The 21,750-nt window shown below is 38.1% G+C and carries 28 protein-coding genes and 1 other RNA gene; 10 read left to right on the top strand and 19 right to left on the bottom strand.

Features of this window, described 5'->3' with window-relative positions; genetic code table 11:
- The first annotated feature begins 229 nt into the window (after positions 1-229).
- From LC418_RS17385 to rimM, 5 genes are all read left to right on the top strand, one after another.
- On the top strand, positions 230-760 hold the full coding sequence (locus LC418_RS17385; protein ID WP_111956444.1) for an SRPBCC family protein: 531 nt from the start codon (positions 230-232) through the stop codon (positions 758-760).
- 107 nt (positions 761-867) lie between these two features.
- Positions 868-1,317 (top strand): hypothetical protein, encoded by a 450-nt coding sequence (locus tag LC418_RS17380; RefSeq protein ID WP_223560062.1) that lies wholly within the window; start codon positions 868-870, stop codon positions 1,315-1,317.
- Between the two features lie 182 nt (positions 1,318-1,499).
- Entirely contained in the window at positions 1,500-2,012 is a 513-nt protein-coding gene (locus LC418_RS17375) for a nitroreductase family protein (RefSeq protein ID WP_223560061.1), read from the top strand.
- 182 nt (positions 2,013-2,194) lie between these two features.
- Positions 2,195-2,758 (top strand): 30S ribosomal protein S16, encoded by a 564-nt coding sequence (locus tag LC418_RS17370; protein ID WP_111956448.1) that lies wholly within the window; start codon positions 2,195-2,197, stop codon positions 2,756-2,758.
- A gap of 12 nt (positions 2,759-2,770) precedes the next feature.
- Entirely contained in the window at positions 2,771-3,313 is a 543-nt protein-coding gene (gene rimM / locus LC418_RS17365; protein WP_111956450.1) for a ribosome maturation factor RimM, read from the top strand.
- A 176-nt stretch (positions 3,314-3,489) separates the two neighbouring features.
- Here rimM and LC418_RS17360 read toward each other — a convergent pair whose 3' ends face one another.
- The 3 genes from LC418_RS17360 to LC418_RS17350 form a co-directional block, all read right to left on the bottom strand.
- Positions 3,490-5,139, bottom strand: a complete 1,650-nt coding sequence (locus LC418_RS17360) for a serine hydrolase domain-containing protein (RefSeq protein WP_223560060.1) — start codon at positions 5,137-5,139, stop codon at positions 3,490-3,492.
- A gap of 66 nt (positions 5,140-5,205) precedes the next feature.
- Positions 5,206-6,009, bottom strand: a complete 804-nt coding sequence (locus LC418_RS17355) for a helix-turn-helix domain-containing protein (RefSeq protein WP_223560059.1) — start codon at positions 6,007-6,009, stop codon at positions 5,206-5,208.
- A 1-nt stretch (position 6,010) separates the two neighbouring features.
- The gene (locus tag LC418_RS17350) at positions 6,011-6,937 is read right to left on the bottom strand and encodes an XRE family transcriptional regulator (RefSeq protein ID WP_223560058.1); all 927 of its coding nucleotides are present in this window, start codon (positions 6,935-6,937) and stop codon (positions 6,011-6,013) included.
- Between the two features lie 106 nt (positions 6,938-7,043).
- Between LC418_RS17350 and LC418_RS17345 the strand changes: the two genes are divergently transcribed.
- From LC418_RS17345 to rpoN, 4 genes are all read left to right on the top strand, one after another.
- The gene (locus LC418_RS17345; RefSeq protein ID WP_223560057.1) at positions 7,044-7,685 is read left to right on the top strand and encodes a hypothetical protein; all 642 of its coding nucleotides are present in this window, start codon (positions 7,044-7,046) and stop codon (positions 7,683-7,685) included.
- A complete protein-coding gene (locus tag LC418_RS17340) occupies positions 7,682-8,281 on the top strand; it encodes a CDP-alcohol phosphatidyltransferase family protein (protein ID WP_223560056.1) in 600 nt (199 codons plus the stop codon). Before LC418_RS17345 ends, LC418_RS17340 begins: the two co-directional genes overlap by 4 nt.
- A gap of 327 nt (positions 8,282-8,608) precedes the next feature.
- Positions 8,609-10,057 carry an asparagine--tRNA ligase gene (gene asnS, locus LC418_RS17335; RefSeq protein WP_111956462.1) on the top strand — a complete coding sequence of 483 codons (1,449 nt, stop codon included), beginning with the start codon at positions 8,609-8,611 and terminating at the stop codon, positions 10,055-10,057.
- A gap of 157 nt (positions 10,058-10,214) precedes the next feature.
- A complete protein-coding gene (gene rpoN, locus LC418_RS17330; RefSeq protein ID WP_111956464.1) occupies positions 10,215-11,678 on the top strand; it encodes an RNA polymerase factor sigma-54 in 1,464 nt (487 codons plus the stop codon).
- A 115-nt stretch (positions 11,679-11,793) separates the two neighbouring features.
- On the opposite strand, the gene LC418_RS17325 is transcribed toward rpoN, so the two are convergent.
- Genes LC418_RS17325 through LC418_RS17315 form a run of 3 tightly spaced genes read right to left on the bottom strand, consistent with a single transcriptional unit; the run spans position 11,794 to position 14,638 of the window.
- Positions 11,794-13,422: an AMP-binding protein gene (locus tag LC418_RS17325; RefSeq protein WP_223560055.1), complete on the bottom strand. Its 1,629-nt coding sequence runs from the start codon at positions 13,420-13,422 to the stop codon at positions 11,794-11,796.
- A gap of 57 nt (positions 13,423-13,479) precedes the next feature.
- Positions 13,480-14,154 (bottom strand): beta-carotene 15,15'-monooxygenase, encoded by a 675-nt coding sequence (locus LC418_RS17320; RefSeq protein ID WP_223560054.1) that lies wholly within the window; start codon positions 14,152-14,154, stop codon positions 13,480-13,482.
- On the bottom strand, positions 14,147-14,638 hold the full coding sequence (locus tag LC418_RS17315) for an RNA polymerase sigma factor (RefSeq protein ID WP_111956470.1): 492 nt from the start codon (positions 14,636-14,638) through the stop codon (positions 14,147-14,149). The genes LC418_RS17320 and LC418_RS17315 overlap by 8 nt, the downstream gene beginning before the upstream one ends.
- A gap of 155 nt (positions 14,639-14,793) precedes the next feature.
- On the opposite strand from LC418_RS17315, the gene rnpB reads away from it, so the two are divergent.
- An RNA gene (gene rnpB / locus LC418_RS17310) (RNase P RNA component class A) lies at positions 14,794-15,117 on the top strand.
- Between the two features lie 56 nt (positions 15,118-15,173).
- On the opposite strand, the gene LC418_RS17305 is transcribed toward rnpB, so the two are convergent.
- The 13 genes from LC418_RS17305 to LC418_RS17245 form a co-directional block, all read right to left on the bottom strand.
- On the bottom strand, positions 15,174-15,731 hold the full coding sequence (locus tag LC418_RS17305; RefSeq protein WP_223560053.1) for a hypothetical protein: 558 nt from the start codon (positions 15,729-15,731) through the stop codon (positions 15,174-15,176).
- Positions 15,728-16,282, bottom strand: a complete 555-nt coding sequence (locus tag LC418_RS17300; protein WP_223560052.1) for a hypothetical protein — start codon at positions 16,280-16,282, stop codon at positions 15,728-15,730. Before LC418_RS17300 ends, LC418_RS17305 begins: the two co-directional genes overlap by 4 nt.
- Positions 16,282-16,659, bottom strand: a complete 378-nt coding sequence (locus tag LC418_RS17295) for a hypothetical protein (protein ID WP_223560051.1) — start codon at positions 16,657-16,659, stop codon at positions 16,282-16,284. Before LC418_RS17295 ends, LC418_RS17300 begins: the two co-directional genes overlap by 1 nt.
- Positions 16,660-16,690: 31 nt before the next feature.
- Positions 16,691-17,242 (bottom strand): hypothetical protein, encoded by a 552-nt coding sequence (locus LC418_RS17290; RefSeq protein WP_111956478.1) that lies wholly within the window; start codon positions 17,240-17,242, stop codon positions 16,691-16,693.
- Positions 17,242-17,619 (bottom strand): hypothetical protein, encoded by a 378-nt coding sequence (locus LC418_RS17285; RefSeq protein WP_111956480.1) that lies wholly within the window; start codon positions 17,617-17,619, stop codon positions 17,242-17,244. The genes LC418_RS17290 and LC418_RS17285 overlap by 1 nt, the downstream gene beginning before the upstream one ends.
- 32 nt (positions 17,620-17,651) lie before the next feature.
- On the bottom strand, positions 17,652-18,209 hold the full coding sequence (locus LC418_RS17280) for a hypothetical protein (protein ID WP_223560050.1): 558 nt from the start codon (positions 18,207-18,209) through the stop codon (positions 17,652-17,654).
- Positions 18,210-18,221: 12 nt separating this feature from the next.
- A complete protein-coding gene (locus tag LC418_RS17275) occupies positions 18,222-18,788 on the bottom strand; it encodes a hypothetical protein (RefSeq protein WP_223560049.1) in 567 nt (188 codons plus the stop codon).
- An 11-nt stretch (positions 18,789-18,799) separates the two neighbouring features.
- The gene (locus tag LC418_RS17270) at positions 18,800-19,171 is read right to left on the bottom strand and encodes a hypothetical protein (protein WP_223560048.1); all 372 of its coding nucleotides are present in this window, start codon (positions 19,169-19,171) and stop codon (positions 18,800-18,802) included.
- A 57-nt stretch (positions 19,172-19,228) separates the two neighbouring features.
- Positions 19,229-19,774, bottom strand: coding sequence for a hypothetical protein (locus LC418_RS17265; RefSeq protein WP_223560047.1), 546 nt, complete (start codon positions 19,772-19,774; stop codon positions 19,229-19,231).
- 26 nt (positions 19,775-19,800) lie between these two features.
- Positions 19,801-20,178 carry a hypothetical protein gene (locus LC418_RS17260; protein WP_223560046.1) on the bottom strand — a complete coding sequence of 126 codons (378 nt, stop codon included), beginning with the start codon at positions 20,176-20,178 and terminating at the stop codon, positions 19,801-19,803.
- Between the two features lie 30 nt (positions 20,179-20,208).
- Complete coding sequence (locus LC418_RS17255; protein ID WP_223560045.1) at positions 20,209-20,712, bottom strand: hypothetical protein; 504 nt, start codon at positions 20,710-20,712, stop codon at positions 20,209-20,211.
- A gap of 2 nt (positions 20,713-20,714) precedes the next feature.
- Positions 20,715-21,092 (bottom strand): lipoprotein, encoded by a 378-nt coding sequence (locus tag LC418_RS17250; protein WP_111956494.1) that lies wholly within the window; start codon positions 21,090-21,092, stop codon positions 20,715-20,717.
- 132 nt (positions 21,093-21,224) lie between these two features.
- Positions 21,225-21,749 carry a hypothetical protein gene (locus LC418_RS17245; protein ID WP_111956496.1) on the bottom strand — a complete coding sequence of 175 codons (525 nt, stop codon included), beginning with the start codon at positions 21,747-21,749 and terminating at the stop codon, positions 21,225-21,227.
- Position 21,750 lies beyond the last annotated feature (1 nt).

Genomic DNA, 21,750 nt, shown 5'->3' with positions numbered 1-21,750 from the left:
AAAGGTAAATTTAATGATTCATTGGGAATCAGAGCTGAAATCCACAAAAATAATGCCCGGATATCGAGATGTGACAAAAAAACTTTATCTTTAATAATCTTGTCATATGAAAAGAGCCGGCGAGGGTGGAATGACTAATTTTGAAAACAGGGAATTATAAACTTTGGACAGCTATTAAACTGCTAGAGTTAAAAAATTAAAACAAAATAACTCAAAATAATCAAAAACTATGAAAACACTCTTAAAAATCCTTGGCGTAATCATCCTTTTAGCCGTAGTATATGCAATTATTGCACTGCTGGTTTTCGATAAAAATTATCACTTTGAGAAATCAGTCGTGATCAATGCACCGAAAGAAAAAGTGTGGCAGCATGTTGGCTCATTAAAAGAATACAATGTCTGGGATCCTTTTTCCAAAGCGGACAAGGATATCGTAATTACCTATTCCGGAGCCGGCGACAAAGTGGGAGATTCCTACCACTGGAAAGGGAATGATCAGGTAGGAGAGGGCGAGCAGTCCATCACTGAAATTGTACCCAATGAAAAATTAATTACAAAACTTCATTTTATCAAACCTTTTGAAAGTGACGCTAAAACTGCTTTTGTGTTAACTCCTGACGGAAACGGAACCAAAGTAACCTGGGCAATTGATTATGAACTGACTACCATGATGAAGATCATGAAACCTATGATGGATATGAATATGAAAAAGATGTTTGACCAGGGGTTGGGAAATCTTAAAAAGATTGCTGAAAAATAAAGATATAAGCCTTGTAGAAATGCAAGGCTTTTTTTGGGACCACACATTTTATTATCCGGGCTCAGGTTATTTTAAAAAATTATTATCTTTATGTAAAGATTAGATTCATGGAGAAGATCGTATTTGAAAAAAGTGATATAAGAAATTATGTGAAAACAGTTATTTCTGAAAAAATAGAAAAACTTAAAAATTTTATCGAGTTTACCCTGGAAGCAAGCCGTGATATTAAAAAGACCCCAAAATATGACAGTATGAGGGAGGAAATGCAGGAAGAAATTTATCAGATGCAACGTCAGCTGGGCGCTTTGAATGATCTTAAAAGAAATATGTCAAAAGTTCTGAACACTTCTACAGAAAAGATACAGCTGGGTTCCCTGGTAATTACTAACAAAGCCCGTTTCTATATTTCGGTTTCATTGGGAGAATTCTTTTATGAAGGCGACCGTTTTTACGCTATTTCCCCGGAAAGCCCTATGGCTAAAAAAATGATGGGAATGAAATCCGGCGATGCTTTTACATTGAATAATATCCACCAGAAGATTGTAGAGGTGATTTGATTGAGAATGCAAGAGCCAAGAATCAAAATGCCAGATAATTTGTAAACTCAGATACCCTCAAACTCTCAAATCCTTTCATTTCTATTCACGAATTATAAAATGAACAGAAAACAAAATTTACTATTGAAAAATCAGGCATAAATCAATAGAATGCATTCAATTACATATTGTAAATTTGCAGTATGAATCATGCAGAAATTTTAAAACAAATCATAGAGCAGAGGAGAAGCATCTTTCCAAAAGATTATTCTGAAACGGAAATATCCCAGGAAATCCTGGATGAAATTCTACACTCCGCAACCTTAGCCCCTAATCATAAACGTACAAAACCGTGGCGTTTTAAGATTTTTAAAGGAGAGGAAAAAGCAAAATTGGCTTCAGAAATGCAGGCTATTTACAAAGCAACACAACCCGAACAGACTTTTTTGGAGAAGAAATATCAGGACATTGGTTTTAAAATCAATAAAGCAGATGCTGTTGTTTCCATTGTGGTCAATTTCAGTGGTATGGTTCCGGAATGGGAAGAGATTGCTGCTGTTTCCATGGCCGTTCAGAATATGTACCTTACCTGTACAGCCAATAATATAGGCTGTTACTGGAGTTCTCCCGCTATTGTAAACCACCTTAAAGAATCTTTAACCATTGAGGAAAACCAGAAATGCCTGGGACTTTTTTATATGGGAAAAGTAGATTAAAGTAACTATATAAAAGTTGGATAATTTACCAATGAATTTCTAGTTTAAGAGAACCAAAAAACACTGTTATATTGCTAGATTGATAAATTGTTACATTTAATAATTGTTGGATAAAATTTTTTATATATCTTTGCACTCTTAAATATTTAACTGGGACGAGTTCCCATAAAATTCACAACATTATGTCAGTAAAAATCAGATTACAAAGACACGGTAAAAAAGGTAAGCCTTTCTTCCACATCGTGGTTGCAGATTCTAGAGCTAGAAGAGATGGTAGATTCATCGAGAAGCTAGGAACTTACAACCCAATTACTAACCCTGCAACTATCGATTTGAACGTTGATTCTGCTGTAAAGTGGTTAAACAACGGTGCTCAGCCAACTGATACTGCAAGAGCGATCCTTTCTTATAAAGGTGCCCTTTACAAAAAACACTTACAAGGTGGTGTTGCTAAAGGAGCTTTTGACGAAGCTGAAGCTGAAAAAAGATTCAATGCTTGGGTAGAATCTAAAGAACAAAAAGTACAAGGTAAAGTAGAAGGTTTATCTAAAGCTCAGGCTGATGCTAAGAAAGCTGCTTTAGAAGCTGAAGCTAAAGTAAACGAAGCCAGAGTTGCTGCTGCTGCACAAGCTGAGGCTGATGCTAAAGCTGCTGAAGAGGCTGCTAACGCACCTGCTGAAGAAGTTGCTGAAGCTACAGAAGGAGAAGCTCCTGCTGCTGAAACTGAAGAAAACACTGAAGCTTAAGAATAATCCTGTATGCGTAAAGAAGATTGCTATTTATTAGGAAAAATCACACGCAGACATGGCCTTGCGGGAAACGTTATCCTTAAACTGGATACCGACCAGCCCGAGCTTTACAATAAATTGGAATCAATATTCGTTGAAATCAACGGATTATTGGTTCCATTTTTTATTGCCAAATCGGCATGGAGTAAAAATGATGCTCTGAATCTTGCCTTTAAAAACTCTTCCGAAGCATTAGTAGACCAATCTTTAGGGAAAAACGTTTACTTACCGCTTGCTACCCTGCCAAAACTTTCAGGAAAGCAGTTTTATTATCATGAGATCATCGGATTCGATATCCTTGATGAAAACGATAAAGAATGCGGTGTGATAAGATCTGTAAATGACCAGACTGCCCAAAACTATTTCGTGACCAATCTGGACGGAAAAGAAGTGGTAATTCCGATCATCAAAGACTGGATCCTTGAGGTGAACCGGGAAGAAAGATTCATCAAAATGCAGCTTCCGGAAGGACTTATCGACGTCTTTTTAGTTTCTTCTAAAAAAGACGAATAATCAGCTTCTCAGATAATAGATCTGAAACTTACCCTCTTTCAATTTACTTCCTGAAAAATATTTCTCCGCTTTGATTTGTATAGGATCAGACGCGAATCTTTCTCCAATTTTATACATCCTATAAATACTATAATTAATCAGGTCATACTTCCGGGAAAACTATGGGAGACTATTACTCATTGTTTATTATTAATGGCCGGAAGCAAATACTCCTGAACAATTTTTTCTACCTGTATATGGGCATAAGGTCTGTTGTAAGCTTTTGCTGTAACTACGATCACAACAGGAATTTCTGTGAATATGATAATCTTGTTACCACCGTTTCCACTGGATTGGTAGGCCTCAAAATTCTGGTTTCCCACTTTATAAATTTTCCTCCAGAATAAATAGCCATACCCTTCAAAATCATGATCATTCGGAAAATAATTAGTGAAAGATTTCTTGATCCAGTTTTTGTCAATGATATTTTTGCCGTTCCATATTCCGTTATTTTTATAAAGCTGCCCGAATTTTGCAAAATCCAATGCTCTCATACGAAGTCCACCAGCCAGAGAAGGCTTCTGCTGTGGGGTAAACTGCCATTTGTAATTCGTGATTCCAAGAGGTTGAAATAACTTTTTCTCAGCATAATTTTCAAGGCCTTTAGGAACTTTTTTATCTAAAATATCTCCGGTCAGTACCACACCTGAAGTGAAATAATTCCAGGTTTTTCCGGGCTTGTTTTGTGTTGTAGGCAGATCCAGGGCAAACTTCACCCAATTCTCTGTAGGATACATATTTTCCTCATTGCCGGGAGAGCTTTCGTCTGCATCATTTCCGTCAAATCCGGAACTCATCGTCAGCAGGCTTTTGATAGTAATGCTATCTTTTCGAGGCGAATAATTTTTGAATTGCTTCAGATCATAAAATTCTTTCAGCATTTGATTTTCACTTTTAAAATATCCGTCATTAATGGCAATACCCATCAGAGCCGAGGCAAAAGACTTTCCTACAGAACGCGTGTCCTGCAAAGAATCTCTTCCGGACTGGCTGAAATATTCTTCCAAAAGAAGCTTTTCATTTTTGATGACCACAATACTGGTGATATCTCTGAACCTGTTTTCTGCAATTTTTGTATTTAAAAGCCTGATTTTTTCCTGATCCAATTTTTCATCAGACACTTTCCAGCCGCTGTTAGGTTGTATCTTTTGAATGGCAATTTGCTGCTCCGAGCTATTTTTGTGAGGAACTGTTATGTGAATTTCACCTGCAGCAATAGTATTTCCAACTTTTAGGGATGAAGTTTTTAAATAAGGTTTGACTTCAATTTTCAAAACATGATTTCCTTCCTCCAGTGCATCAATTCCGCCATTACCCAGATAAAATCTCATCCACATATATTTTCCCCACGAATCTTCATTTTTTGAACTTAATAGAGGAATTCTAAAGGTAGTTTTCTTTTTTTTATCTTCTGAAATTCCTGCTCCGGTATTCAGGTTTTCAGTGTAGATCAGCTTTTCGTCAACATAGAAACTGAATTGATAATTTCCTTTTTTCAGTAATTCATCTGGTGATAAAGAGGAATCAAGCTGATGTAAATAATTAACCAAAGAATTGTCCATAAAAATACGGATGTCAAGGTCTTTATCTTCCTGAAATACTATTGTTTTGAGAAAATCAGATTCTTTTATCTGGTCTGGAGAGACGGTCTTATCCAGGAAAACAATTTTGTTGATGTATTTTTTATGCAGAGGATGTATGATGGTGTCGGGGGCTATACTATTTTTGGACTGCCCTGAAGAGAGTCCGAAACTAAGAAGCAAAACAAACAGTAGAATAGATTTCATTTTGATATTTTATCTAAGCAAAAATATAAAGTCGTCCTTAGAAAAAATAGAACGAAATTAACATTGTTATTTCTTGAGAAGGTTTTTATACTGTAACGGGGTAATTCCTGTATTTTGTTTGAATGATCTGATGAAATGACTTTGATCTGCAAAACCGCATTCCAGAGCTACTTCAGCTAAAGACGGATAAGTGTTGAGAAGTGTTATGGATTTATTGATCTTCAGTTTTCTTATATATTCTCCTAAATTGCAATGAAAATGTTTCTGGAAATCCCGGCTCAAATGAACCGGATGTATATCTATAGTTTTAGAAAGATCTGTCAGGTTCAGTTTTTCCGTAAAGCTTTCATGGAGTATTTCATCAATTTTGTTTACCCAGCTTGGTTTTTTATCAGAGTTCTGAGCCCTATCGGATAATTCGCTGAAAATGTTGAATAAAAGCTCATGAACAGAAAGTTCAAAAGACGGATCATTCAATTTCGTTTCTCTGAAAATCCTGTACATTAACAGTTTTAAAGCCGGATTTTTCAAATTAAAGCTTCCTTCAATAGAATTTTTTGAAATCTGAAATTGTTCAAACCAGTTTTCAGTAATTTCAAGATGAAATCCTCTTGTAAAGATATCTGGTTTGATGTTGTAATGGGCATCTTCCCAATGATGATAAAGCAGCGTTCCGGCGGGACAGTCATAAGTTTCTTTTTTGTTTCCTTCTGTCATATTTCCCTGCAGCATAAAAGTGAAATAAGCATTTTCATGATAGTGCCAGTCGACGTAAGGATGCGTATATTCCGTATCCGTAATAGTCAGTCCATCGAAACGCAGGGTTTCATTGGTCTTTCCGAAAAATTCACCATTATGGAGGCTTTTCATATTATAGTTTTTGTTTTAAATTTTCAACCTGCTCATACATTTTATTGAAAAATATTTTTCTGTCGCGGTTTCCGGAAGTGTTCAGAGACTTTGAATTTTTAATCTGATGCTCAAAATAATTTATCGCTTCACCACAGGTTTTCTCATCATTTATCAAAATATACCCAAACATATTCACAGGTATAGCAAAAAGGGATTGGTGCGGATGGTGAAAAAAAATGTCATTGGAAAGATGCATCAGTTCGTTTTCATACAGGTGAAACTTTGGATTGTTTTCGGTCTTCTGTTCAATGTATTCTATAAGTTCTTTGAGCTCTTGCAGAATAATTTCACCTTCATTTTTTCGTAAAAGTCCGGTTTCGTAATAAAATAAAATCTGTTGCAAAATACTGGAAATAGTCCTGTCATTCCACAGTTCCACTATGCTTTGTGCTTCGTATTTTTTCTTGAGCTCCTGTGTGTTGGATTCAAAATAAGGAGGCGAGAACTGCAGAAAGGGAACGAAAACCTGTTTCGCGTTAAGCAGATTCATCCAGACATAAATTTTAAAACGGGAGAGTAAAGTATCTGAAAGCGTATAGAAAAAAGGAATATCTTTCGCAGAATAATAGATGGTCATTTCATCAGAAAGCGGCAGATTTTCAAAGATGCTGAGATTATTCTGGAAGAATGACTGCAAGTCTTCTGTTTCGTTCACCACTGAGGTTTTCTGAACCACAATCTGTTGATCCGAGGTGATAAATTGATTGAGGGAAATCTGATAATATTTGGCCAGTTCCAAAGCTTCTTCAAAACTGAATTTAGCCTTTATAGATGTCCTTCTGTGTGCCGCATCATAACTTATATTGAGGATATTGGCAATCTCATCATTTAAAGATTTGTTACCAATTTTTCTGCGGATTTCCTTAAGTAAAAGTTCCTGATACATGTTTTTGTGATTTTCACAAATATACTTCTTTATTTTAATTTTTTTTCGCATTCAGATTTGTGTTTTCCACAGATACTTTTGAAGTATAATTTTAAAACAATAAGTTATGGAAATAAAGCTTTTGATAATGATCGGCCTTTTTACAGGAAGTGTTATCGGTGCTCAGGATAGCTTGATTACTACATCGGATAAGACTAAGTTTATCGCTTTTTCCCCTTCGAAAGAAACTAAAAAGGTTAATGGAATGTTGATTAAATATTATGATGAAATTGATAATGAACTACAGCCTAAGAAAGTAAATGGCGTTGGCTTGGGGTTTAATGGATTGGGATTTTTTTTTCCTGTATTGCTTCTCGTCAATATTGCATCCATTGATAATTGGGCAATTAATGATGTTGATTTTGAACCCTTACCTGCTAAAATGAATACAATTAACGGAATGCAACTCTCTATCATCAATATGGAGCCTACCGTCACCAACGGTCTGGAATTAAGTTTATCCAGTAATATAAGTGCACCATCGGTAACTAACGGGGCTGCCGTTTCGCCGCTGTACAACTTTCACCATACCACAAAAGGTGTTGCCATTTCTACTTTTGCGAATGTGAGTCAAAAATGCAGAGGCGTCCAGATAGCCTTGATTAATGTGTGTAAAGATTCAAGGGGGATACAGATCGGTTTTTGGAACGAGAATGAAAAAAGAAAACTTCCCCTGATTAATTGGAATTTTAAAAATAAAAAGTCATGAAAAAGCTACCGTATCTGCTTATCGCAACCCGATTTATCCTTGCTCCGGTTATTCTGTTATTGGCGTATTATAAAGGCACAGAATCAAGGTTCTTAATTGTAGCTTTAATGTATTTAGGGTTATTAACGGATATCTTCGATGGAATTATTGCCCGAAAGATCGGTATTTCCTCAGAAAAGTTAAGAAGACTAGACAGCCAGACCGATCTGATTTTCTGGCTTTCATTGGGATTTGCGTCCTATTTTCTCAATCCTGGATTGATTAAAAATGAATGGCAGGGAATTCTTTTAATCTTCATCATGGAAGCGCTTTGCTATGTTGTCAGTATCTGGAAATTTGGAAAAGAAACCTGTACCCACGCTTTTTTGTCAAAAATGTGGGGTTTGAGTCTGCTGATTGCTTTTACCTATTTAATAGGATTTCAACAAACAAACTGGGCGTTTTATCTGGCGGTAGGATTAGGATTTGTATCTCATATTGATGTTATTTTGATTGTTCTGCTGCTTCCCAAATGGCAATACGATGTACCAAGTTCCTATCACGCCTGGAAAATCAGAAACGGAAAAGAACGGAAGAAAACCGTATTCTTTAATTAGAGATTGTATCTAAGGAAGCGGGAAGTTTAAAAGTATTACTGTCACTCGTTTTCATTGACTTTTTGCAGCTTGGTGAACTGTCTAAGTCTTATCCTTGTCAAGGTTCAAAACCTTGACAAGGATGCCAATCACGAACATACAGTCACTTCCAGCTTCCTTCTTCCAGTTTCCAAGCTCCCAATTTACTTTAAATAATATCCATAGCATAGTTTTAGATTCAATATTTTGATAAATGATTTTTTTAAAGGACAGCGTAATCACCAAGTTGCGCTGTTTTTTTGTAACTTTGCAGACGTTAATTTTTATAAGAAAATTTATAATCAACAAATGAAAAAGCAGACGATTAAAGAAATCCTACAGGATTACAAGAAAGTATTACATCATGACATTACGGTTTACGGTTGGGTAAGAACATTCCGCGCCAATCGCTTTATAGCACTAAATGATGGTTCTACAATTAATAATTTGCAAATTGTTGTTGATTTTGAAAATTTCGATGAAGAAATTATCAGTAAAATCAGTACAGCTGCCTCATTAAAGGTAGTAGGTGAAGTTGTAGAAAGTCAGGGAGCCGGACAGAATGTGGAGATTGTAGCTAAAAAAATTATTATTTTAGGAGATAACTTTACGGAAGACAGAGATAAAACGATTCTTCAGCCTAAAAAACACTCTCTGGAAGTTCTGAGAGATCAGGCCCATTTAAGATTCAGAACGAATTTATTCGGAGCTGTTTTCAGAGTGCGTCATGCGGTTAGCTTTGCGGTGCATTCATTCTTTAACAAAAACCAGTTCTTCTATATTAACACACCCGTGATTACAGGAGCCGATGCGGAAGGAGCAGGAGAAATGTTTGGAGTAACGAACTTTGACCTAAACAATATCCCAAGAACTGAAGACGGTGAAATTGATTTTGCACAGGATTTCTTCGGAAAGAAGACCAACCTGACGGTTTCCGGACAGCTTGAAGGAGAAACTGCAGCAATGGGGCTGGGCAGAATTTATACATTCGGACCTACTTTCCGTGCGGAAAACTCAAATACAACAAGACACCTTGCTGAATTCTGGATGATAGAGCCGGAAGTGGCATTTAACAACCTTGAAGACAATATCGACCTTGCAGAAGATTTCTTAAAATATGTGATCCAGTATGTTCTGGACAATTGTAAAGATGATCTTGAGTTCCTGGACAAACGTTTTGAGGAAGAGCAGAAAGGAAAACCAGAAAAAGACAGAGCAAAAGAAGGACTTATCGAAAAACTTCAGAATGTTATAGCTAAACGTTTCAAACGTGTAAGCTATACGGAAGCAATTGAGATCCTGATGAACTCAAAAGAAAATAAAAAAGGAAAATTCCAGTATCCGGTTGAAAACTGGGGAACGGACCTTCAGTCTGAACATGAAAGATACCTGGTGGAAAAACACTTTGAAAGCCCGGTAGTATTGTTCGACTATCCTAAAGAGATCAAAGCTTTCTATATGAAACTAAACGATGACAATAAGACCGTTGCAGCAATGGACGTTCTTTTCCCAGGTATCGGAGAGATCATCGGAGGATCAGAGAGAGAAGCAAGATTGGACGTACTTAAACAGAAAATGGCAGATATGCATGTAGACGAGCACGAGCTTTGGTGGTACCTAGATACCCGAAAATTCGGTTCTGTACCGCATGCAGGCTTTGGTTTGGGATTGGAAAGACTGGTTCTTTTCGTAACAGGAATGACCAATATCAGAGATGTAATTCCTTTCCCTAGAACGCCGAAAAGTGCTGAGTTCTAGATCAATAAAAAAGCCTTAATATAAAAATTAAGGCTTTTTTTATTTTCTAATAGTTTATTATGTTAATAAGTTAATGCAAAAATCATGCTAAATGTGTTTTTTGTCGAATTAATTTATTAAATTCGTAGATATGTTATGTTAAAACACAACGACTAATATGCTTAAACAACACTTACAACTCAAATTAGGACAGAAGCTGGCGCCTCAGCAGATTCAGTTGATGAAGCTTATTCAGCTTCATACACTGGAATTTGAAGAGGAGCTGGAAAGAGAGCTAGAGGAAAATCCTGCTTTGGAAATTGTAAAGGAAGATCCTAAAGAAGATGAATATTCTTCTCTTGAAGATGCTTATCAGGATGAAGGAACAGAAAGTATTCAAACGGATTTTGACGTCAACGAGTATATTTACGATGACGAACCTAGCTATAAAACTGCATCAAGCAACTATTCTCCTGACGATGAAGAATTCGACAACGAAAGTCTTCTTACCGAAGGGCAGTCCTTGTACGACTATCTACTGGAGCAGATCCATTTGGTCAATATCAATGAAGAAGACGAGAAGATTGCTGAATATGTGATTGGAAATTTAGACACTGATGGATATTTAAGAAGAGAGATCAAAGCGATTGTAGATGACCTTGCTTTTTCTCAGGGAATTTATACTACCAAAGAAAAAGTGGAAGATATTCTGGAGAATTATATTCAGAAGCTTGATCCGCCAGGAGTAGGAGCAAGAGGTCTTCAGGAATGTCTGCTGCTTCAGATTGAGAAAAAAGTAAGCTCTGATAAAGCGGTTTCTCTGGCTGCCAATATTTTAAGATATCAGTTCGATGCTCTTACCAATAAGCATTATAACAAGATTATCCAGAAATATGATATCGAAGAAGATGACCTTAAAGATGCTTTGGACGAGATTTCCAAACTTTCACCAAAAGTAGGAGGAAACTTTGATACACAGACGATCACCATTAATCAGGAAATTATTCCGGATTTTGTGATCCAGGTGAAAGATGGGATGGTAATTCCGATGCTTAACAGTAAAAATGCGCCAACTCTAAGAGTTTCTGAAGAATATAAAGATATTTTAACTACCTATTCGCACGATAAAAACTCTTCTGAACATAAACAGGCGGCGTTATTCATCAAACAGAAATTAGATGCGGCAAAATGGTATATAGATGCTATTAACCAGCGCCAGAACACCCTGTTGCAGACGATTACAGCTATCGTAAAATTTCAGAAGGATTATTTTATTACTGGTGACGAAAAATCACTGAGGCCAATGATCTTGAAAGACATTGCTGATATTACCGGATTTGATATTTCTACCATTTCAAGGGTAGTAAAAAGTAAATATGCAGATACCTCGAACGGAATTGTTTATCTGAAAGATCTTTTCTCTGACAGCCTGACCAATGATGATGGTGAAGAAGTTTCTACCAAAGAAATCAAGACTCATCTTCAGGAAGTAATCGGAAAGGAGAATAAAAGAAAACCCCTTACAGATGATGCGCTGGTAGTGATGCTGAAAGAGCAGGGCTATAATATTGCCAGAAGAACGATCGCTAAATACCGCGAACAGCTCAATATTCCGGTAGCGAGATTAAGAAAAGAACTTTAATAAGTTTTCTATACATAAGTAAAGCCCAGTATTTCTGGGCTTTTTTGTTTTTAAAGTGAAAATATGCTCGATCTGCAAGATATTTTTAACGCAAAGTTTTATTATAATATTTTCCTTAGGAACGCTGTTTCAATTTATCCAGTTCCAGTTCTTTTATAGAAATCTCACGCATCTCTACTTTTCTTATTTTTCCGGATATTGTCATTGGGAATTCATCCACAAATTTCCAGTATTTCGGAACTTTATAATGAGCAATTCTTCCCTGGCAGTATTCTAAAAGTTCGGTTTCTGATACCTCAAATCCTTTTCTCACTTTTACCCAGGCCATGACTTCCTCTCCGAATTTCTCACTCGGAACCCCGATGATCTGTACATCCAGTATATTTGGATAAGTGTATAGGAAATCTTCAACTTCTTTAGGCGAAATGTTTTCACCGCCGCGAATGATGAGGTCCTTTATTCTTCCGGATATGGTAATATAGCCATCGTCATCCATTACGGCCATATCGCCGGTATGCATCCATCGGGCGTCATCCAGTACTTTCTTTGTATTTTCCGGATCATTCCAGTATTTCAGCATTACGGAATAGCCTCTGGTGCATAATTCGCCGTGTTCACCACGTTGTACGGTTTTCCCGTTTTCATCAATAATCTTTATTTCAAGATGGTCCTGCACGGTTCCTACAGTACTGACCTGTTTTTCCAATGGCGTTCCTATCAGCGTCTGTGTAGAAACCGGAGACGTTTCCGTCATTCCGTAACAGATACTCATTTCTTTAATGTTCATCAGGCTTTCCACCTTTTTCATGATTTCGGGCGGGCATACAGACCCAGCCATTACGCCGGTTCTTAAGTTTGAAAAATCATAGGAGGGAAAATCCTTCACAGCCAGTTCAGCGATAAACATTGTTGGAACTCCATATAAGGAGGTACATTTTTCTTCAGAAACTGTTTTTAAAGTAATTTCAGGATCAAAGCTGTCATTAGGGATCACCATGCATGCGCCATGGGTTGTACAGCATATATTTCCGATCACCATTCCAAAGCAATGATAGAATGGCACAGGAATACAGACACGGTCTTTCTCCGAGTATTTTAAGCGAATGCCGATAAAATATCCGTTATTTAAAATATTGTGATGGGAAAGAGTAACACCTTTTGGAAAGCCTGTTGTTCCGGATGTATACTGAATATTCACGGGATCATCAAATTGTACATGCTCTTCAAAGCTGTGAAGCGTATCATCCGAAATATCCTGTCCGTTGTTCAAGAAATCTTCCCAGTTGTCATCAAAGAAGATTTCATGCTCCAGGCTGGGGCATACTTCCTTGGCATATTCTACCATTTCCTTATAATTGCTCGTTTTAAAGCTTAAAGAAGAAAACATAAACCGAATTCCGGATTGATTGATCACATATGTAAGTTCGTGTGTTCTGTAAGCAGGATTGATATTGACCAGTATGGTACCTACCCGGGCTGTAGCATACTGAAGCAAAACCCATTCATAGCGGTTCGAAGCCCAGATTCCGATTCTGTCTCCTGCTTTGGCTCCTAAAAAGATTAAAGCTTTAGCAACAGCGGTGGTCTGATTATAAAATTCCTGATAGGTAGCTCTGTAATCCTGATGAACACAGACTAAGGCTTCATGGTTTGAGAATTTTTCAACAGTCTTTTTAAGATTCCCTCCAATGGTTTGTCCCAGTAATGGAATAGCAGAGGCTCCATAGACGTAAGATAATGGCATAGTTTAAGATTTGGTGGAATAAAATTAATGAAAAATCTTGAAATGATGCCTGTCTATCTAATTTTCCTGAGATTCTATGTCTTTAAGCTGTTTTAGATTTTTGTCCAGTTTTCTAATGATAATCCCATACACAAGCCTGTAGTAGAGCCAGATCAGCAGGACACATAATACCGTACTTACAATGATTCCAATAATAACAATAATAAGGTTGGTATTATCCGGCCGTACGTTTTGGGAATTTAATACATAGAAAATAAAGGCTGTGAATACAAATGTAAAAGCTACCAGCAGCGCGATGCTGATAAGGATAAAAGCATTCACTGTTTTCTTAAACTTGATGATCCGTATAATAAGACCTTTTAGGTTTTCTTCGATCCTTATTTTGCGGTAATTCTGATAAAACTTTAGGACAAAATAAGCTGTAATTAAAAGACTTAAAATTTTTATGGCTAAATAAGCATGGTCAAAATTAGTTTCTATTTCAGGGGCTTTCTGAGCTCCCAGTTTTTCTAAGATCTTACGGAAGCTATCCGACTCCTCGTCCTGAAAGAAATAAAATAATCCTAGAACGGAAAAGAATAAAAATTCTGCCACGCTGATCCAAAAAATATACTTCACGTAATTGCGTGATTTTTTGTTCAGCATCTGAAGAATCTCATTGCTGTCGTATTTTGGCTGAACAGGCTGCTCTTGCCATGTTTTCTTAAAACTGTCTAAATCAAAATCAGGCATATTTTTGCATCTGTTCTTTAAGGGTTTTCTTTAATCTGTTCATTTTTACACGCGCATTAACTTCGGTAATCCCTAGGTTTTCTGCAATATCCTTATAAGGCAGGTCGTCAAGATACATCATTACAATTGCTCTTTCTACATGGGGAAGTGTTTTAATTACGGTATACAGAAGCGATATCTGCTGCTGCTTATCGTCGTCGTCCTCTACAAAATCCCTGTGATTGATATCCAGCTCGTTCGTAAGAAGGCTTTTGCTTTTTTTTCTGAAAAGTGTAATGGCTGTATTAAGCGCTACGCGGTACATCCACGTAGAAATTTTAGAATTTCCTTTGAAAGAATCGTAGCTTCTCCAAAGCTGGAGGACGATCTCCTGAAACAGATCTTCTTCATCTTCAAGAGAATTGGTATACAAGCGCGAAACTTTAATAATCAGGCCCTGATTATCCTTAATAAGCTGCGCAAATTCTTTTTCCCTGGAAGTCATAGATATATAATGGCACGAAGATAATAATAATGCGGTAATTTGTTGATATATGATCGTATAATTTGTTCATTTGAAAAGGCCCTGCATTTTAAGATTTCAAATTGGCATGTTTCCACATTCTCAATTGTCGAAATTATCGTGTATCTTTGCAACCGCGAGAAAATCGGCTTGTTGATTCCTGTTTCGGCAGGGGTAGGAAAGTCCGGACACCATAGAGCAGCAAAGCGGATAACATCCGTCACCCGTGAGGGTAGGACAAGTGCAACAGAAAGCAGGTACAGTTCGGCTGTAGTGAAACCAGGTAAACTCTTTGCGGTGCAATGATAAGTATATCGGTTCTTTTCAGTAATGGAAATAGGGGCGGCTCGTCCTGAAAGCCGAGGGGTAATCAGCTCAAGTTTTACAGCAATGTAAGACGTAGATAAATAACAGGCACTTCTTCGGAAGAACAAAATCCGGCTTATAGATTTTCTCGTGATTTTTATTCAATACAAACTGTTTAAAATAAAAAAGCGGAGATCAGTCTCCGCTTTTTTTATGGATAAATACTGAAATAGGTTACCTTTCCGGTAGATGTTGTAATGGTAAACCATTCTGCTTCTATCCCGCTGCTGGCACCTATCTGATATGCGTTTGCCGTTACACCTGCATTAATTGCAACAGCAGGATCTCCCACGAGATAGGAATCAATGGCGTTTCCGGAGCTGTCACGCAGCGTAAAATGAAATGAAGCCCACTCGTTAATAGCTGACATTGTAGATGTTATAAAGCTATGATTGTAAGGATAAGATGCGTTATTGGATGTATTGGTAGGATCAGTCACATTCCACTGCATCATATTCATAGGGAAAGGCGCCAGGCCGGTGGTGCCGAAAGAGGCGTAAGATGAAGAAATTCCTGCCGGCATTGTATACGAACCAAAAGTACCGTTTGGAGAGGCATACATATATTTAATCAGTCCGGGAGTCGGGCTGCAGGTCATCAGTCTTCCTACTGCATCATAGATATTATAGTTATTAAATACAAAAGAAGAAGTCTGGGCTGAGGAAAGTATTCCCGCTAAACCCAATAATAAAGCTGCTGTTTTTTTCATGGATATATTTGTAGATAAGTTGTTGTTTCAGTACCTGTTGTAATGGTAAACCATTCTGCAGAACCGTCCGGAGTAGAAAAATAATCAACACTGGTGACGCATGTATTCGGGGTTGCATCTCCCAGGTTCGTGTTGAATCCGAAAACCTTGTTGCCTGTTCCTGCATAATACATGGCAAACTTAGACGTCACCCACTTGGTATTGTTGGCGATTACACCGCCCGGCATAAGGCTGGGGTTATTCCATTGTCTTACGGTTGCTGGTGATGGCCCAAGTGTTACAAGCCAGCTGGTGATAGGATACAGGGAATTACTGAACTGGTCTCTGTAGTTATCTATCTTCCAGGCAAGGCTGTTGCCCATATGTGAATTGGCAGGGACAATAATTGTGGCAGGATCATTGTTTATGACGGCCGGAACACAGCCGCTAAGATTGATGGCCATAAGATTTCCGTGATAATCGTGAGGGGAATAATTGTTAAGCATGAACATCCCTTGGGAATAAGCGAACGACGTTGCAGTGATTCCCAATATGGTTAATAACTTTTTCATTATTTATCAGATTTGATATTCTTACGGATCTCGTCACTTTTCTGCATATAAATTTGTGTAGCCCATACAATAATCTGGCTCATGTCGCCACCGGTTTTTCTCATTAATTCGGTCTCGGAAACTCCTGTGGACAGGATTAATTCTTTGGATGCGGGAACAAGAAGAGCCTTTCTTCTGTCGCTCAGTTCGGAAGTATTTCTTTTTCTTTCCTCTTCGGTAGGTCTGTTTTGCGGATCACCAAGACTTTTAAAAGCTTTATCGAAGTTTTCCATCTGTGGAGTTTTCATGCTTTCCACCGTATTGACAGCATTTCCTTCATTGTTACATGAAACCAAAGTTAAAGCGGCAAAAGCTGCCGATAAAAAAAAAATTTTCATAATTAATTAGAATTTAGATTTGATTTTTTGATTAATAAAGCTGGATATATGTGGTCACATTACTTCCGCTGGTAATGATAAACATTTCCCCGCTGTTAAGTCCATTTGGGGTCGTAAAATAATCAGGATAAGTATAACATGGATTTCCTGCTATAGCTATATTAGCACTAAAACCAACAACATTATTATTGGTTCCTGCATATACCATCCCGAATTTAGTTATACCCCATCTCGTATTGTTTGAAAACGTACCTCCGGGAACTAAAACCGGGTGATCCCATGGTCTTACATTCGTGGTGTTGGGAGAGGTTCCGACACTCCATTCAGCCATCGGATACAAAGAAGAAGTATACTGATCCCTGAAGTTATCATATTGGAGCTGGGTTCCTGTTCCTGTATTGGAATTGGCGGGCACTATGATAGGAACATTGTTGACCACTCTAGGATAGCATGGGGCAAACATATTGTGTGCAATTACATCTCCCCTGTAATCATAAATTGTATAATTATTGATAATAAGGGTTCCTTGCGCATATGCAGCTATGGAGGCTGCAATACCTAATATTGACAAGATCTTTTTCATTATTTATCAGATTTGATGTTTTTACGGATTTCGTCACTCTTTTGCATATAGATCTGCGTAGCCCATACAATAATCTGGCTCATGTCGCCACCGGTTTTTCTCATTAATTCGGTCTCGGTAACTCCTGTGGATAAAATTAATTCTTTGGAAGCCGGAACGAGAAGAGCTTTTCTTCTGTCGCTCAGTTCGGAAGTATTTCTTTTTCTTTCCTCTTCCGTAGGTCTGTTTTGTGGATCTCCCAGGCTTTTGAAAGCTTTATCGAAGTTTTCCATCTGTGGAGTCTTCATACTTTCCACCGTATTGACAGCACTTCCTTCATTGTTACATGAAACCAGAGTTAAAGCGGCAAAAGCTGCCGATAAAAAAAGTTTTTTCATAATTAATTAGAATTTAGGTTTGATTTTTTTGACTAATAAATTTGCAAATAAGAATAATCTACATTTCCTGTAGTAATATTGAACCACTCTGCATCCCCATATGGCGTTGATATATACCCTGTGGCACCTGTACACGGATCGGGAGATTCTCCGATCAGCCCGCTGAAAGATGGTTCCGGTGTGGAAGTTCCTGCAAAATACATCTGAAACTGTGAAGAAGCCCATTTCACATTCGAAGCAATAACTCCTCCGGGTGCTATACTTAGATGGTTCCAGGCACGTATCTGGGATGTAGTAGGGCTCAGCTGTACTGTCCAGTTTGTAGTAGGATACAATGAGCCGGTAAACTGGTCTCTGAAATTTTTATAGGCAAGTTCCTGACCATTACCTGTATGCGAATTGGCAGGAACAGTAATCGCCGCAGGTGTGCTGGATGTTACATAGGGATAGCATCCTCCTGAAAAATTGTGAGCACTGATATTTCCCTGGAAATCGTAAGTGGTAGAATAATTATTAACAATCATCATACTGCTTTGGGAATATGCAACTGAGAACAATGCTAAGGAAAGAATGGTGAATATTTTTTTCATAAGGAATTCAAATTAATAGATTTGGATATAAGTATAGGTAATTCCACCACTTGCTATGGTGAATATTTCTGCACTATTGTTTCCTGTTGAAGTCGTCATATTGTCAGAGGCACTGTAGCAGTTGGAGTTGCCGGCAAGAGTGATGGCACCGTTAAAATTATCCGGAGCAAGGGTTGTTGTTCCTGGATAATACATTACAAATTTGGTGGTGGCCCATTTTGTATTGTTTGAAAGAACCCCGCCGGGCATTACGGCTGGGTGGTTCCATAACCTTGGTATGCCGGGCGCAGATGATGTGCTGACGTGCCATTCCGTCATCGGGTATAAGGAAGAATTGAATTGATCTCTGTAGTTGGTATATCTCAGCTCCTGACCATTGCCAATATGAGAATTGGCGGGAACCGTTACCATATCCGGATTGTTGGAGCTGATGTAAGGATAGCACCCTCCGGCAAAATTATTAGCTACTATGAATCCTTTGAAATCATATTGTGAATAGTTGTTCAGAATAAGCGTTCCTCCTTGTGAATAACCGAAAGAAAAGGCTGCTAATCCCAGTAATGTTAATACTTTTTTCATGATAATTATTTTTAAGATTTGATGTTTTTACGGATTTCATCACTTTTTTGCATGTAAATTTGAGTTGCCCAAACAATGATCTGGCTCATGTCGCCGCCTGTTTTTCTCATTAATTCGGCTTCTGTAACCCCTGTGGATAGAATTAATTCTTTAGATGCAGGAACAAGAAGAGCCTTTCTTCTGTCACTCAGCTCAGACGTATTTCTTTTTCTTTCCTCTTCCGTAGGTCTGTTCTGTGGATCACCAAGGCTTTTAAAAGCTTTGTCAAAGTTTTCCATCTGTGGGGTTTTCATAGTTTCCACCGTATTGACGACAGCGCTTTCATTATTGCATGATGCCAGAGTTAATAGGGAAAAGACTGATGATATAAGTAGTTTTTTCATAAGTATTTAAATATTTGTTTTTTTAATTACGTTAAACTTCTGGTTGTGTAACGGGAATTAATAGATTTGGAAATAGGTAACCTGTCCGCCCGTTGTTGTGATGGTAAACCAGTCTGCAGAAACAGTGGTATTGGGCCCTGTCTGGGTTGAGCTTAAGAAACCGTTGGAAAGAATCGGATCCCCTACCTCAAAAGTATCATATGTATATCCCGTGGTATCTGTGAGCCTGAAAGCAAAGCCCATCCACTCATCAACAGGAGTAACCGCTGTGATTATAGGATGATTGTACGGATAATTGCCGGTGTTGGAACTGTTTAAAGGATCGATATAGTACCATCCGGGAATGGGAATGGGATTCGGGCTGCCTGTATTATCGAATTTGTCATATTTCGTGTGACCTCCTGCAGGAATAGTATATACTGAGTAAGGAGGATTCGGAAGGGCATACATATAGGGCTGAGACGATCCTGTGCCGGCTGATCCTACTGTCATAAACCTGCCTTCAGCATCATAAGCGCTGTAATTATGGATTACTATTGAGGAAGATTGTGCAGAAATACCTATTCCTGCTAGCATTCCTAGAATAACAGTTAATTTTTTCATACTTTAATAAATTGAATGGTTAGTGTTTATTTATCGGATTTAATATTTTTTCTGATCTCATCGCTTTTCTGCATATAGATCTGCGTAGCCCAGACAATAATCTGGCTCATATCGTCACCTGTTTTTCTTGTCAGTTCAGATTCTGTCACGCCTGTGGATAGAATTAGCTCTTTAGATGCCGGTACAAGAAGTGCTTTTCTTCGGTCACTCAGCTCAGATGTATTTCTTTTTCTTTCCTCCTCCGTAGGTCTGTTCTGTGGATCTCCCAAGCTTTTGAAAGCTTTGTCGAAGTTTTCCATCTGCGGGGTTTTCATACTTTCCACCATACTTACAGCAGAACTTTCATTGCTGCATGAGGTTAAGATTAATAAGGCAAAAGCTGCCAGTAAAAAATGTTTTCTCATAAAGAATTAGGATTTAATTGGATAAACTGATTAATATATCTGTACATATGTAGATGTGGTAGTACCGGAAGTAATCGTAAACCATTCTACCATTGCCTGAGGTGTGTTGAAAATATTGGGAACAGGATTGCATGTATAAGTAGTATCTCCCACAGCTCCTACCGATAAAGATGTTCCTGACTGATAAAACTGAAATTGAGAGACCACCCATTTCGTATTGTTGGAGATTGTTCCTCCCAGGGCAAGACTTGGATTACTCCCCAATCTCAGGGTCGCAGGCGAAGATGATGTAGATACTTTCCAGGTCGTCCCCGGAATATTGTAGCTGTTGTAACTGACAGAATTACCACCGGAAATTACAAGCTCAGGATTGTCTAAAGCGACATAAAAATAACATCCCGGTGTAAACAGATTGGCCGCAGTAACTCTTGTATGGAAATCATACGATGTATAATTGTTGATAACAAGAGGCCCACCCTGTGCATAGGCAAAAGATAAGGATACCAATCCTAGAATAGCTAAATACTTTTTCATAATTATTTCTCTGATTTTAAATTTTTTCTGATATCGTCACTTTTCTGCATATAGATCTGCGTAGCCCAGACGATAATCTGGCTCATATCACCGCCTGTTTTTCTTGTCAGTTCAGCTTCTGTAATGCCTGTGGATAGAATTAGCTCTTTAGATGCCGGAACCAGAAGGGCTTTCCTCCGGTCACTCAGCTCGGACGTATTTCTTTTTCTTTCCTCTTCCGTAGGTCTGTTCTGCGGATCACCAAGGCTTTTAAAAGCTTTGTCAAAGTTTTCCATCTGTGGCGTTTTCATGCTTTCCACAGTATTTGCAACAGTATTTTCATTGCTGCATGCTGCTAATGTTAAAACGGCCAGTAAAGCCGATAAAAAGATTTTTTTCATAATTAAGTTGTATTAATATAAGGTAAATGATTAGTGAAATTGGGGCATATGATATCCCTCGGAGAGCAAAACTGTTGCTTTCCGTAAGGGATGTTCAATAAAATAGGCAGCTGCAGAACAGCTGCCGTTTATCTAGAATATCTGCAGGTAAGTGGTCGGGCCGCTAGGCGTGGTTATTGTAAACCAGTCTGCGCTCGAAAAAGCTCCTGTTCCTGAAGCTGTGAATCCTGAATATACCACAGGATTCCCAAGCTGATACATATCAGTTCCTAATGATGGATCTGTCAGCCAGAAATGGAATCCACCCCATATATTGGAAGGGTTCATTACCGTTGCAATAAAAGGATGGTTGTATGGGTATGTTCCGCTATTGGCAGGGTTGACAGGATCTGTGACATACCATGTTGTAATAGGAAGAGAAGCTGTACCTGATGTACTGAATGTATTATATTGTGTAGTAACTCCGGCAGGAACAGTGTAGGTACCGTAAGGAGCATTAGGAGCTGCAAACATATAAGGACCGGGCACTCCCGGTGTACCGGTACGGAGTCGGCCTACGGCATCATATGCACTATAGTTTTGTATAATCAGGGGAGAAGTCTGGGCAAAAGAAAGAACTCCTGCCAAAGCTGATAAAAGTAATGATATCTTTTTCATA

Source organism: Chryseobacterium lathyri, from assembly GCF_019970085.1.
Classification (GTDB): domain Bacteria; phylum Bacteroidota; class Bacteroidia; order Flavobacteriales; family Weeksellaceae; genus Chryseobacterium; species Chryseobacterium lathyri.
The sequence above is the reverse complement of the archived record's forward strand: the minus strand, read 5'-3'. Positions and strand labels throughout refer to the sequence as shown.